The sequence below is a fragment of the Providencia sp. PROV122 genome, from assembly GCF_028482365.1.
GTDB lineage: Bacteria > Pseudomonadota > Gammaproteobacteria > Enterobacterales > Enterobacteriaceae > Providencia > Providencia stuartii.
The window spans coordinates 53,209-67,341 of record NZ_JAMPQI010000020.1 but is presented as its reverse complement, the minus strand read 5'-3'; the positions used below and the strand labels follow the sequence as shown (position 1 = coordinate 67,341).

Genomic DNA, 14,133 nt, shown 5'->3' with positions numbered 1-14,133 from the left:
TTTTATTTTACAATATTGAATCAATACCGATAGTATTTAAATAATCATATAAATACTATCGATTTGCGCTCTTTGTTTTTTATTTTTCATCATCTATGATGATTAAGAAATAGGGATATTTTTCTATATCCATATTAGAACCTTTTATGAAAAACTCATCCAATGATCGTTAAATATTAAGGTGAAATTATGAAAAAATATTTTATTGTCGGCATTATTGCAGCTTCATTAACGAGCCTTTCAGCAATGGCTGAAGATAAAAAAAACGATACTAAGCCTTTAGCAGAGTGGACGTGTGAAGAGTTTTTAGCTATCGATGATAATTTTTACCCAACGGCTGTCGGCTTTGGTGAGCTATTAACTAAAAAAGATAAAGTTGAAGATGCAGTTTTAGATGTTGATGGTATCCAAACACTCACACCGGTTGTGATTGATGCCTGTAAAAAAGACACGAAGGCTAACTTTGTTGAACAAGTAAAAAACGCTAAAAAATAAGCCAACTAATATCGTTGCGTAGCTTATGGCTACGCAACTTATCGAGATACTCACGTCACTTTTTGAGTATGACGAATTGCCGATAGCGTCATTATCAACGCAAATAGTACACAGAGTGCCGCAATAAAATAGATCCCTCGATATCCCAAATAAACCACCGCCATACCCGCTAACGGCCCAGTAATACCATAGGCGATATCTTGGAAAGCGGAATAACCACCTAATGCGGTTCCACGCATTTGAGGCGCCACAGTTTTAACCACTTCCGTTCCCACGGCAGGGTAAACTAATGAACACCCCGCCCCCGTCAAGGCTGCACCTAAGAGTGCAACCCCATACACTGGTGCCGCCCATAATATGAGCAACCCTACAAACTCTACGGCAAGAGAGACTACTGCGACGCGATAACCATTCATTTTATCTGGCAGCCCGCCCCACAGCACCCGCACTAATACAAAAGTACAGCCGAAAGCACTGAGGGCAAGTCCAGCGTTTCCCCACTGTTCAGAAACAAAATACAGGGAAATAAAGGTACCAATTGCCGCAAAACCGATACCTTTTAGCGCCAATATGATACCCATTTTCCAAATTTTGCGGATCACTGACCAGAAAGGAAGCCATTTGCCATGTAAAGGCGCCACCGCAGGTACTGTGCCATTAATCAGCAAAGAGATGCAGGGCAACAACATAACCATCGCACTCACCGCGACAAAACCGTAATGTTGGTAGATAACAAGCCCGAGTGGCGCGCCAACCGCTAGCGACCCATAAATCGCCATACCATTCCATGACATGACTTTGCCCGCTTGTGTCGCCCCAACCAGCCGCATACCCCATGTCAAATTACCTGTTAACAGCTGGCTTTCCCCTAAACCAAGAACCAAACGTCCTACCATCAATAATAGAATTTGGTACAAAGGTGCGAGAGGTAATAATACCGCGAGCAAACAGAAGCCCCCTGATATTCCACAGGCACACATCCCTTGCAACGTGGTTCTTTTAGCGCCTTTTTGGTCAGCTAAGCGGCCTGCATAGCCTCGAGTCAACACCGTCGCCAGAAACTGAATACCAACAACCACCCCGACCCATACATCGCTAAAGCCTAATTCTTGATGGACAAATAGGGGTATTACCGTTAATGGCAATCCAACGGTCATATACGAAAAAAACATGGCAGCAGAGATTCGAAATAATGGCATTGATGAGTGTGATGCTGATACTGACATAATTGGAGGATGCCCATATTCACAGAATAGCTTTTATTTGCTGACATTAGGTGAGCGAATTAACAATGTCAATTAAGTTAATTTTGAAATTTCTATTTTGTAATCAAGTTGACACTTTATTAATGAACTATTTGATAAATATTATTTTTCTAATATAACCCGCCTTAACCAGATTTATTTTATGGCTATATTCTATTTCTCAATTGTAACGTCTAAATAGCGTAGAAGTTGCAGTTTGTTGATAATTTTACTTCATCCCTGTTAACCGCTCATTTTTATCATTTAATTAGCAAATCACTTATTTATTTTTCATCTATTTCGGTGATACTATTTGTATTCAATATGATTATTACTCTCATTTACATTTGTATTTTGTTTTAAGGGTTACCATGTCTATTCAACGCCACTACACACAACTCGCAGCGGCTGTTATCGCTGCCATTTCATCTCTTCCTGCCTTCGCCCAAGAAGATCCAGACAAAATGATTGTGACTGCATCGGGATATTCACAACAGTTACGCGATGCCCCCGCGAGTATTACGGTTATCTCTAAAGAGCAGCTACAAAATAAACCCGTTCGCGACTTAGCTGATGCCGTAAAAGATGTCGAAGGCGTGAGTATTGTTGGTAGTGCCAATAAACAAGATATTAATATTCGCGGCCTACCCGGCGAATACACCTTAATATTGGTCGATGGTCGCCGCCAAAATAGCCGTGAATCTCGCCCAAATGGTAGTGGTGGATTTGAAGCGGGCTTTATGCCTCCCGTTGAAGCGATTGAACGCATCGAAGTGATCCGCGGCCCCATGTCTTCCTTGTATGGTTCAGATGCAATGGGTGGGGTTATCAATATCATCACGAAAAAGGTGACCAATGAGTGGCATGGCAATGTAGCATTGGGTGGTATTTTACAAGAAAACCGTGATAGTGGTGATTCTACTGATGGTAATTTCTACCTATCCGGTCCATTGATCAACGATAAATTAGGGCTACAACTGTATGGTGGTGGCGATTATCGCCAAGAAGATAAAATTACTGAGGGCCATAACAAACGCGATAATCGTAGCCTGACAGCAAAACTGACTTTTACCCCACTCGAAAATCAAACCTTTTTACTTGAAGCGGGTAGAACAACGCAAGAGCGCACCTCAACGCCGGGTAAATCGTTCGCTGAATATACGATGCGTGGCGAATCAAAACAGAAAAATACCAAAACTGAGATACACAATGATAGAAACCATTTCGCTCTTACCTATAAAGGGGATTGGGATCTGTTCAACACCGAATTGAGTGTGTACCAAGAGCAAACGAAACGAAATACCAAATCAGAAGTTAAAGACAGCGCTGGCGATTACCACTTTGTTTATGAGGCACGCGTACCCGAAATTACCAATACTGTCGTTGATGGTAAGGTTGTGGCGTTCTTACCCGATAATATTCTGACAGTAGGTGGTCAATTCCAACACGCTAGGTTAAAAGATACTTCTGCAACAGGGAAAAAGACCACTGAAGACACAACACTCCGCGCTGAACAATATGCTTTCTTCTTAGAAGATGAATTTACAGCAACAGATAATTTGATACTGACTGGTGGTTTGCGTTTAGATCACCACGAATTTTATGGTAACCACTGGAATCCTCGTGGTTATGCCATCTATTACTTAACCGATGAAATCACCATCAAAGGTGGTGTATCACAAGCCTTCCGCGCCCCAACTTTACGTGAAGTCAGCCCAAGCTATGGTACGTCAACCGAAAAGGGTGAAGGCATTATCTATGGTAACCGTGATCTGAAACCAGAAAAAAGCCTAAGTGAAGAAATCAGTATCGCCTATGACCACGAATCAGGCTTTAATGCGAGCCTGACGCTATTTAATACTGATTTTAAAAATAAACTCACCAGCTATTATACGGGTGAGCCAGACCCTATCACAGGCCTAAAACTCTACACCTTTGATAACGTGGGTAAAGCGAATATTAAGGGTGTTGAAGTCGCAACAGGTATCCCTCTTGCAGAAGATTGGAAACTGAGCATGAACTACACATATGTCGATTCTGAACGTCGAAGCGATGATGAAAAGTTGAGTAATAACATGTCATTGAAAGGTTACCCTCTAGATAAGACGCCGAAACACACCGCTAACGCTAAACTCGACTGGCAATATAGCGAAGACTTGAACCTCTATACCCGCGCCCATTATGAAGGCAAACAGGTTTGGGCCGCTCAGCGTAACGGTTATACCGCACCACGCTACCGTAGCGGCTACACCACCATGGATGTTGGGATGACGTATCAGCTACTGAAAAATACCAAACTCAATTTGGCAGTATTGAATATTGCGAATGAAAAAGGCCCCAAAATTGATACCAAAGGCGGCAACTGGGATGTTGAAGACGGACGCCGCTATTGGGCTAACGTCAATGTTAGCTTCTAAGTTATCTTAGCCATCGGCAGCGAATATTTGGCGTCATCGGCCAATATTCGCTGTTTGCCTATGCTGGCGCTAGGCCTCCCCATAGACACCGTCAACAACTAAAAAACAGAATAACCAAATGATAAATAAACTTATTATCTCCAGTTTACTCTTTTCAATGGCTTTGACGACCGCCTATGCTCGCCCATCGCAAACCCCTCCGGCATTGGATAAGCAAGTCAGCCAATTTTATGATGTTCAGCATCATGATATGGAAAATCCCCATAGCTCAAAGGGAAGCCGTACCTATCGAATTTTTAGTGCTGTGCCTCATGGGATGCAGTCACCAAGACCTGTGCTGTATATGCTTGATGGCAATGGGATATTCCCGCTTGTCGTCAATCGCGCCATCCAAAAACTCCCCAAAGATAAACTGCCTATTATTATTGGGGTCGGTTATCCAATCCATGAAGCCTTTCCTAAGCAATTGCGTACCTACGATTATACGCCCCGCGTTGCTGGTGATGATTTCGCACAAGGTGGTGGATCAGAGGAATTATCTCAATTTCTGACAAGCCAAATTCGCCCTTGGGTGGAGCAGCAATTTGCTATTGATAAACAAAAACAGACCCTATTTGGGCATTCATTTGGTGGGCTATTTACGTTGATGGCTTATCAAAAGCATCCTACGGCATTTCAATCTTTTGTTTCTGCTAGCCCTTCTTTATGGTGGGGAAAAGGCACAATGATAGATAAGGCTCAGTTAACGCAACAACAAAATGCGTCACCTTTATTTATCACCTTAGGAGAGTTAGAAGAAAAGCCTGATTTATCGCGTCTCAGCGAGGAGCAGATTAAGCATTATCAATCACGCTCAAGTTGGATAACCTCACGCCAATTATGCACCATGCTCAGCGACCATGGACGCCATTGTGAATTTACACTTTACCCCAATCAAAGCCATGGCAGCGTGATCCCTGACGCTATCAATAAAGCTCTGGATGTCACCGTTCAATAAACACGTAAAATGTGACGGGCTAATTAATGGGTTTTAACAAATCACTATAGAGTTTCGTTAGAATCCCATTTGCGGTGAATTCCCTACGGATCCACTGTGTCACGAGGCCCGTCGCAGAATGCTGAGTTGCTAATAACATGTGCGAGTCTTGCCGTGGGTTTTGGATCTGTTTTATGACCAACAGGCCATTCTTAACATGCTCTTTCACCATATAATCCGGCAAAAAACCAATCCCCTCACCTAAAATCTGACATTGGCATTTGGTATTGAAGTCAGGAACTTGTATCGCTTCTTGCCCATGCAATAGCCAACCAACCCGCTTATTAATGGTATGTGCTGTATCTTCTACCATGATATTAGGATATAAGCGCAATTGGCTTTCGGCGATAGGCTCAGGCATCAACGCTAATGGATGCGTTGCTGAAATGGCAAATTGCCAATGAATTGCCCCGATTTCCGTATAATCAATGCCTCCGCCATCCATCAAAGTGCCTGGTGCACCAATCGCAATATCAGAGAGATTATTGATGATGGCATCCCATACCCCGTTATACACCTCAGTGGTCACTGTTATTTGGCAAGTCGGAAATTGTTTTTTAAGGATTTGCAGTAACTTTGCAGTGTGATAAGGCGTATATAGCAACTGATTAATACAAATACGCACCCGAGCCTCAATCCCCTGCTCAATAGAGTAAATACTCTTTTTGATCAGATGAAAGTTATTTAATAAATCCGTGGCTTTGCGGTAAAAGTAGTAACCCGCTTCTGTTAATTCAATATTCCGTGTATCACGAATAAATAGCACCACGTCTAAATAAGTTTCGATACGTTTAATGGTGTAACTAACCGCAGACGTGGTGATCCCCAACTCTTCTGCCGCCTTACTAAAACTGGCATATTTTGCAGCCGTTGTATATGTCAGTAAATTTTCTTCGGTAAATATTGAATTCATACTGGTGACCCGAAATTGGATAGAAAGAAATTAAAAAATTTATAATCAAAATAATTCGAGCTACAGAAAGGCAGAACATAGCGGGGTCACTAGCAACATCGATCACTGCGAGACTCAGATCCGTGAATACCGCCAACAACCCTGTCGCTTAAAGTAAGAAGAATATATGTGAATTATATTTAATAACCTATAGATATTGGTTGTTTATCAACCATTTTATTACGTTTAAAAGAAATCTTTTATCATACTGAGCCATTTATCAGGACTATCTTTTTTAGATGAATTAACTGCAAAGAAAGCCCATTAATTTATAATCAAAATAATTAATAACATTGAAATAAATACTAGAGCATCCCCTTAACAATCTCGCTGATCTCGATCAATTAATTCACATTTTTAACAGTTGCAAAACCTTTAGTTTGATGCTTATCACAAAACTGACTAAATCCTTTATTGCCTATCTGATTGACCAGTGAAATTGGATTGTTTCGGTCATTTATTACGCAAAAAAGCCTAGGAATTGATGAAAAATTATGCTTTCGCGCACAAAAAAACGAAATTGTTGATTTTAATTCAATAATCAAGGCTGCTATTGATGAATGAATTTTAAATGGATTCTATTTATTTCAACAGCTTGCTATGCTTAATCCATCATAAAAATACCCATTCTTCTCATACATAATGCGGATTGGGTATTACATTTAAAATTGTCTTTATCTATTTTGGTTGTCGTCAATGAAATGCAGATAACCAAATAAGGGGAAAACCATGACATTAGAGCAAGAGTTTTTATCCGCAGCAGAACAAGGCAACCTAGCGTTATTGAAGCACTGCCTCGACAAAGGAGTGGACATCAATACTACCAACCGCCAAGGCCGGACAGCTATCGTAAATGCGAGTTTAAATAAACATTACGAATGCGTCACTTTCCTCATTAATGCCGGTGCGGATATTAATAAGCAAGACCAAACTTGCTTCAACCCCTTTTTGTTAAGTTGCTTGAATAATGACTTAACCCTATTACGTATCGTCCTTCCCGCTAAGCCCAATCTTGATTTATTAACTCGCTTTGGTGGTGTAGGGATCACCCCCGCCAGCGAAAAAGGCCATGTTGAAATCGTCCGTGAATTACTCGAAAAAACAGATATCAATGTGAATCACACCAACTTTGTCGGTTGGACGCCACTGCTTGAAGCCATCGTATTAAATGATGGCGGCGAAAAGCAGCAACAGATCGTCAAGCTGTTACTCGACCACGGCGCCAACCCACATATGACGGATAAATACGGTAAAACACCCTTAGAACTAGCACGCGAAAAAGGCTATCACGAAATTGCTGAATTACTAATCGCAGCGGGCGCATAGTGCATCACAAGGAGGCTTGTGAACAAGACCAAGACTCAAAGGCAACAACTGTTTGGGCTTTCGGCTGATGCGACATTTTTAAATTTATTCGATCAGCCTACATTTTCAGGACAAATAGAGCAAGTTTTTCGTAAAGCAATTAATATCTCTATTAATAATACGCTTTTTACTTTACTCAGTGCTGAATTAGATAATGCCCCTAACAGTTGTCGATTATTGAATAACGACTTATCTAAATTAAATTTAAAAGAAGGGGAATATATTTATTTCTGTAATAAAACACTGTATTTGGGTAAATATTATTTTATATCGTTTTCCTTTTGCCATCCATGGCAGCCCAATAATGTGTGTTTTATCCCAGAAAACATCAATAAAAAAACCTATTTATCCTTTTTAAATACACAAATAAGCGTAATCGATGTTTTGCTAAACAGAGAAGGACACTCTTTATTTCATTATCATGGAGATAATTTATTTTATTTAACCGCAGCAAAAAAATTAAATTCATTACGCATTGAACTGATTAATTTATTAAAGAAAAAAGACCATCAAAAATTGCCTGAAATGGTTAGGCAGTTTATTGGCCTAGGTATTGGTTTGACCCCATCTGGGGATGATTATTTGGTTGGATTAATGGCGTTTTTATTACTTAAACATCATCCAGCTCAATGTCTGCATCCGTTTTTTGAACAGGGTATTCGCCATGCTAAAGAGGCAACCACTAAAGTCAGTGCCATTACCTTAGAAAAAGCAGTAAACCGTCACTATCGAGAAAATTTGCTGCAACTACTACACATATTAGCGACTGCAAATACAAATGACGCCAAGCCTTATTCGCAGTTGCAAAAGATTTTAGATATCGGGTCAAGCTCAGGCAGCGACATGTTATTAGGCATTCGTGATGCACTGTACCTGACCCTCTACTTTGGAGAAAAGTATGTCGACTAAAGTTGTCATCAAAAAGAATACGTATTTTGATTCCGTATCACTGATGTCTATCTCCACTAAAGCCAATCAACTCGACAATGTTGAGCAGGCATTTGTGGCAATGGCAACAGAGATGAATAAAGGCGTGCTGAAAAATTTAGGGTTATTAACACCAGAATTAGAAGCGGCAAAAAATGGCGATTTAATGATTGTCATTAAAGGCGCCAGTGATGAAGCGAATGAGGCGACGCTTGTTGCCATTGAAGCGCTATTTAATAAGAAAAATCAAGGTGGGTCACAACACGAAGCCAAATATGCCACTCTCCATTCGGCACATAGCCATATTCCAGAAAGCAACTTAGCGGTCATTTCGGTTAATGGTCAGTTTGCTGCTCGTGAAGCCCGTATTGCTCTTGAAAATGACCTTAATGTCATGCTGTTCTCTGATAATGTCTCTATTGATGATGAGCTAGCCTTAAAACAGCTTGCTAGCCGTAAAGGATTATTGATGATGGGGCCAGACTGTGGAACCGCAATAATCAATGGCGCGGCTTTATGTTTTGGGAATAACGTTCGTCGCGGCAATATCGGTATTGTTGGCGCCTCCGGTACAGGCAGCCAAGAACTGAGTGTACGTATTCATGAGTTTGGCGCGGGCGTTTCACAACTGATCGGAACGGGAGGACGCGATCTGAGTGAAAAGATCGGCGGGATCATGATGATTGATGCCCTAAAAATGCTTGATGCTGATGAAGAAACTCACGTCATTGTGTTAATTTCTAAGCCACCAGCCGCCACCGTCGCTAAAAAAGTTTTAGCACAAGCCGAAAAATGCCATAAACCTGTGGTGGTCTGTTTCCTCGGTAATCAGCCAATCCCCGACGATAAGCCTGGCTTAAGCTTTGCTAAAAGCACCAAAGAGGCAGCATTGAAAGCGGTTTTACTCACCGGTATCAAAAAAGAACAACTGAATTTACACTCACTCAATTGGCCTCTCATTGAAGAAGTCAGAGCCAAACTATCACCAAAGCAAAAATACATTCGCGGTCTATTTTGTGGTGGCACCTTATGTGATGAAGCGATGTTTGCCGCTTTGGAAAAATATGATGATGTCTACAGTAATATCCAGCCAAACCCTGAATATCGCTTAAGCGATCTTAACCAGAGCATCGCACACACCTTCTTAGATTTTGGTGATGATGACTTCACCAATGGTAAACCCCATCCAATGATTGATCCGACCAACCGTATCGAACGACTACTGCAAGAGGCTCGTGACCCAGAAGTCGGCGTTATCGTTATGGATTTTGTGCTGGGATACGGCTCCCATGAAGATCCTGTTGGCGTAATGATCGATGCCATCAAAGCAGCAAAAGAGATTGCCAAACAAGAGGGTCGAGAGCTGGAAATCCTTGGTTATGTTCTCGGTACTGACCAAGACACTCCATCCATGGATGCCCAAGTGAAAATGCTCACCGATGCAGGTGTGATTTGGGCAAGTAGTAGCACCAACACTGGTTTGTTAGCCCGCGAATTTGTCTGGAAAGGGGAGAATGCGTAATGACTTCATTATTTAAACAGCCATTAAATGTGATTAACGTGGGCATCGAAATGTTCAGTGATGACCTTAAAAAGCAGCATGTTCCCGTCACGCACTTAGATTGGACGCCACCTGGGCAAGGCAATATTGCCGTGATCAACGCATTAGATAAAATTGAAAGTAATAGCGCATTACAAGAGAAAATTGCCGCTGCCAATGCGCAGGCCTTAGAACGCATTATTCAGTCACAACCTGTACTTGTTGGCTATGATCAAGCCATTAACGTCGTACCGGGGATGACTAAAAACACCATCTTACATGCTGGACCGCCTGTTGAATGGAAAGACATGTGTGGCGCAATGAAAGGTGCAGTGACTGGCGCACTGGTATTTGAAGGGCTAGCAAAAGATTTAGCAGATGCCGAACGCGTAGCCGCTTCTGGCGAGATTATTTTTTCCCCTTGTCATGAACACGACTGTGTTGGCTCTATGGCGGGTGTGACCTCTGCCTCAATGTTTATGCACATTGTCGAAAACAAAACCTATGGTAACCGCGCATTTACCAACCTCAGTGAGCAAATGGCAAAAATTTTACGCATGGGAGCCAACGACCAAAGTGTGATTGACCGCTTGAACTGGATGCGTGATGTTTTAGGCCCAATGCTACGTGATGCTATGAAGCTGGCCGGCGAAATCGACTTGCGTCTGATGTTGGCTCAAGCACTGCATATGGGGGATGAGTGCCATAACCGTAATAACGCAGGCACCACGCTGCTTATCCAAGCACTGACCCCTTATATCATCCAAACGGATTTCTCAGTTGCTCAACAAAAAGACGTTTTTGATTTTGTCGCAAGCAGCGATTACTTCTCTGGCCCTACATGGATGGCGATGTGTAAAGCGGCGATGGATGCGGCTCATGGTATCGAATACAGCACCGTCGTTACCACCATGGCGCGTAATGGTTATGAATTTGGATTACGTATCAGTGGGCTACCAGGTCAATGGTTTACAGGCCCTTCACAGCAAGTTATCGGCCCGATGTTTGCTGGCTATAAACCCGAAGATTCAGGCCTCGATATCGGTGATTCCGCCATTACCGAGACTTATGGCATTGGCGGATTCGCCATGGCAACCGCTCCTGCCATTGTCGCTTTGGTCGGAGGAACCGTTGAAGAGGCCATCGATTTCTCACGTCAAATGCGAGAGATCACATTAGGTGAAAACCCTAACGTCACGATCCCGCTGTTAGGTTTTATGGGGATCCCCACAGCCATTGATATTACCAAGGTTGCCGCCAGCGGTATCCTTCCGGTCATCAATACGGCCATCGCCCACAAAGACGCAGGTATCGGTATGATCGGGGCTGGTATTGTGCATCCCCCGTTCGACTGCTTTGAAAAAGCTATGTTGGCTTACGCCGAAAAATACGCCTAGTCGCCGATAATAAGCCCAACTTCGGTTGGGCAATTAATAATAATACGCTGTGATTCACCTGAGCAATAGGTTTTTTAATCATGACTGCCCCCGCAGTCTCTTCTTTGAAGGATACATTCCATGAGTGTAACGAAACTAAAGTGGAAACGTGGTGACTGGGCGGCCTACTTCGGGCTGATGACCAATAACTTAACCAATCTGCTCACTATGATGGGATTACTGATCTTTGTCGTCGGCATCCCTAAAGATCTTGTTTATGGACGTATTGCACCTGCATTTGGTTTTGCCGTATTGCTAGCGAGTATCAGCTATGCCTATTTTGGTCAGCAACTCGCCAAACAGACTGGGCGCGATGATGTCACCGCACTGCCTTCCGGCCCAAGCGCTCCCTCTATCTTTACCGTGACCTTTTTGGTCATCATGCCTGTTTACCAAACGACTCAAAATGCCGAGTTTGCGATTCAAATCGCACTGGTTTGGTGTTTTGTAGAATCGATGATCCTTGTCGGTGGCTCATTCCTCGGCGAAACTATCCGTAAAATGATCCCTCGCACCGTATTGCTCTCCTGTCTCTCTGGGTTAGGTTTGCTATTACTGGCAATGAACCCGATGTTACAGGCTTTTGAAGCGCCTACCGTTTCATTTATCGTATTACTGCTCATTTTTATCAACTGGTTTGGTAAAAAACCTATCTTTGCGCGTATTCCAACGGGGTTATTACTGCTTATTGCAGGAACTGTGCTGGCGTGGGTCTCTGGCTTACAAAGTCCTGAAGCCATTAAAGCCTCCGTTGCCTCATTTGGCTTTAACCCGCCCGGTATTCATATTGATAGCTTCTTACAGGGGTTACCACATGCCTTACCCTACTTGGCTTCAGCCGTACCATTAGGCTTAGCAAACTATATTTTCGACCTTGAAAATATTGAGAGCGCCCATGCCGCTGGCGATGAATACAATACCCGTAAAGTAATGTTAGCTAATGGATTATCCTCTACTGTAGGCTGTTTTATGGGTAACCCATTCCCTGTCACTGTCTATGTGGGTCATGCAGGTTGGAAAGCTATGGGAGCCAGTATCGGCTATACACTCGCCTCTGGTATTACCATGTTCATCGTACCGTTGTTCGGTCTAGGCGCTTTTATGTTAGCCATAATTCCGATGACGGCTATTGTGCCTATCCTAGTGTTTATAGGTGTTGTCACTGCTAACCAAGTGGTGCGAGAGACACCGAAAGTGGAAGTGCCTGTCATCTTTATCTGTCTGTTCCCTTGGATTGCCAACTGGGCACTGACCATGATGAACAGCATGATGGGGGCGGCGGGTACTTCTGCGGCACAAATCGGCACAGATGTCTTACTCAGTAAAGGTGTTTACTACCAAGGTTTAGTCCATCTTGGGAATGGTGCGCCATTAGCCAGTATGTTATGGGGCTGTATCGCTATCTTTGCCATTCTCAATCAGCCACTACGTGGGGCTATAACAGCCGCCGTAGGCGCGCTACTGGTATTCTTCGGTATTATCCACTCACCGATGGTAGGGATAGCACAAGGACCCGCCTTGATGTTTGTATACGCTTACCTCATGATGTCGGGCTTATTTGTGATGAAATACTTCTTAGATAAAGGGAAATCAATAGAAGCGCAACAACCTGAAACCGCTGAGAAAATCAGCAAATCAGTGTAATGCCATTAACCTCCGATCGTCGATGTGCTGAGCACATCGACTTATAGACTCTGTATCAGGATACAATAACAATGAAAGAACTCGTGGTTGTTGCCATCGGGGGCAACAGTATTATCAAAGATAACAACGGCCAATCGATTGAAGCTCAAGAAAAAGCGGTACAAGAGGTCGCTTCCCATGTCTGTGATATGCTTGAGGGTAATTACAATATTGTTCTGACTCACGGTAATGGCCCTCAAGTGGGATTAGATTTACGCCGTGCCGAAATCGCTCACACCGTTGAAGGGCTACCACTCACACCATTAGCAAACTGTGTCGCCGATACACAAGGTGGTATTGGCTATTTGATCCAGCAAGCCCTGACAAACGCCTTGGCAAAACGCCATCACCGCCAAGCGGTGACCATTGTGACTCAAGTTGAAGTCGATAAAAATGATCCTAATTTCCACTCACCGACCAAGCCTATCGGCGCATTTTTCAGCCTAGAACAAGCTGAGAAGTTAAAAAAAGCCAATCCCGACTGGCATTTTGTTGAAGATTCTGGCCGAGGTTACCGCCGTGTCGTCGCCTCACCGGCGCCTAAGAGTGTTGTCGAATCAGCGGCTATTCGGACACTCAGTGAAAATAACTATGTTGTTATTGCGGCTGGTGGCGGGGGGATCCCTGTTATTAAAAATACGAATGGCGGTTTCCAGAGTGTCGACGCCGTCATTGATAAAGATTTATCAACCACATTGCTAGCAAAAGAGTTAAAAGCCGATATTTTGATTATCACCACTGGCGTAGAGAAAGTGTGTATTCACTTTGGCAAACCTGAGCAACAAGCGCTTGGGGAGGCGACAACAACAGAGATGCTGCAATATATGCGTGAAGGGCATTTTCCAGCGGGAAGTATGTTACCCAAAATTGAAGCCAGCCTGTCATTTCTCGCCAATGGTGGCAAACGCGTGATCATTACAACGCCTGAGAGATTGCCACAAGCCTTACGCGGTGAAACTGGCACGCACATTGTTCAAGGTTAGCCCCACACGATTGCAGGTTACGCCGAGTAACTTGCAACCCTCTCATTAAGGAGTT

The 14,133-nt window shown here is 43.2% G+C and carries 11 protein-coding genes; 9 read left to right on the top strand and 2 right to left on the bottom strand.

The window, feature by feature from the left end; genetic code table 11:
- Window positions 1-189 precede the first annotated feature (189 nt).
- Window positions 190-495 (top strand): acid-activated periplasmic chaperone HdeA, encoded by a 306-nt coding sequence (hdeA, locus tag PSE69_RS15170; RefSeq protein ID WP_004926290.1) that lies wholly within the window; start codon window positions 190-192, stop codon window positions 493-495.
- 50 nt (window positions 496-545) lie between these two features.
- Here the strand turns inward: hdeA and PSE69_RS15165 are convergent, their stop codons facing one another.
- Window positions 546-1,721, bottom strand: coding sequence for an MFS transporter (locus PSE69_RS15165; protein ID WP_036942320.1), 1,176 nt, complete (start codon window positions 1,719-1,721; stop codon window positions 546-548).
- Window positions 1,722-2,110: 389 nt separating this feature from the next.
- Here PSE69_RS15165 and PSE69_RS15160 point away from each other — a divergent pair, with 389 nt between their 5' ends.
- Together PSE69_RS15160 and PSE69_RS15155 are read left to right on the top strand one after the other, a co-directional pair.
- On the top strand, window positions 2,111-4,156 hold the full coding sequence (locus tag PSE69_RS15160; RefSeq protein ID WP_004926288.1) for a TonB-dependent receptor domain-containing protein: 2,046 nt from the start codon (window positions 2,111-2,113) through the stop codon (window positions 4,154-4,156).
- A gap of 118 nt (window positions 4,157-4,274) precedes the next feature.
- Entirely contained in the window at window positions 4,275-5,153 is an 879-nt protein-coding gene (locus tag PSE69_RS15155; RefSeq protein WP_004926374.1) for an alpha/beta hydrolase, read from the top strand.
- Between the two features lie 19 nt (window positions 5,154-5,172).
- On the opposite strand, the gene PSE69_RS15150 is transcribed toward PSE69_RS15155, so the two are convergent.
- Window positions 5,173-6,105 carry a LysR substrate-binding domain-containing protein gene (locus tag PSE69_RS15150; protein ID WP_004926286.1) on the bottom strand — a complete coding sequence of 311 codons (933 nt, stop codon included), beginning with the start codon at window positions 6,103-6,105 and terminating at the stop codon, window positions 5,173-5,175.
- 768 nt (window positions 6,106-6,873) lie between these two features.
- Between PSE69_RS15150 and PSE69_RS15145 the strand changes: the two genes are divergently transcribed.
- From PSE69_RS15145 to PSE69_RS15120, 6 genes are all read left to right on the top strand, one after another.
- On the top strand, window positions 6,874-7,470 hold the full coding sequence (locus PSE69_RS15145) for an ankyrin repeat domain-containing protein (protein ID WP_004926285.1): 597 nt from the start codon (window positions 6,874-6,876) through the stop codon (window positions 7,468-7,470).
- Window positions 7,471-7,488: 18 nt separating this feature from the next.
- The gene (locus PSE69_RS15140) at window positions 7,489-8,418 is read left to right on the top strand and encodes a DUF2877 domain-containing protein (protein ID WP_040132655.1); all 930 of its coding nucleotides are present in this window, start codon (window positions 7,489-7,491) and stop codon (window positions 8,416-8,418) included.
- Complete coding sequence (gene fdrA / locus PSE69_RS15135; RefSeq protein ID WP_004926280.1) at window positions 8,408-9,958, top strand: acyl-CoA synthetase FdrA; 1,551 nt, start codon at window positions 8,408-8,410, stop codon at window positions 9,956-9,958. Before PSE69_RS15140 ends, fdrA begins: the two co-directional genes overlap by 11 nt.
- Entirely contained in the window at window positions 9,958-11,373 is a 1,416-nt protein-coding gene (locus tag PSE69_RS15130; RefSeq protein ID WP_004926279.1) for a DUF1116 domain-containing protein, read from the top strand. Before fdrA ends, PSE69_RS15130 begins: the two co-directional genes overlap by 1 nt.
- Window positions 11,374-11,493: 120 nt before the next feature.
- On the top strand, window positions 11,494-13,056 hold the full coding sequence (locus PSE69_RS15125; RefSeq protein WP_004926277.1) for a hypothetical protein: 1,563 nt from the start codon (window positions 11,494-11,496) through the stop codon (window positions 13,054-13,056).
- 71 nt (window positions 13,057-13,127) lie between these two features.
- Window positions 13,128-14,078 carry a carbamate kinase family protein gene (locus PSE69_RS15120; RefSeq protein ID WP_154610356.1) on the top strand — a complete coding sequence of 317 codons (951 nt, stop codon included), beginning with the start codon at window positions 13,128-13,130 and terminating at the stop codon, window positions 14,076-14,078.
- Window positions 14,079-14,133 lie beyond the last annotated feature (55 nt).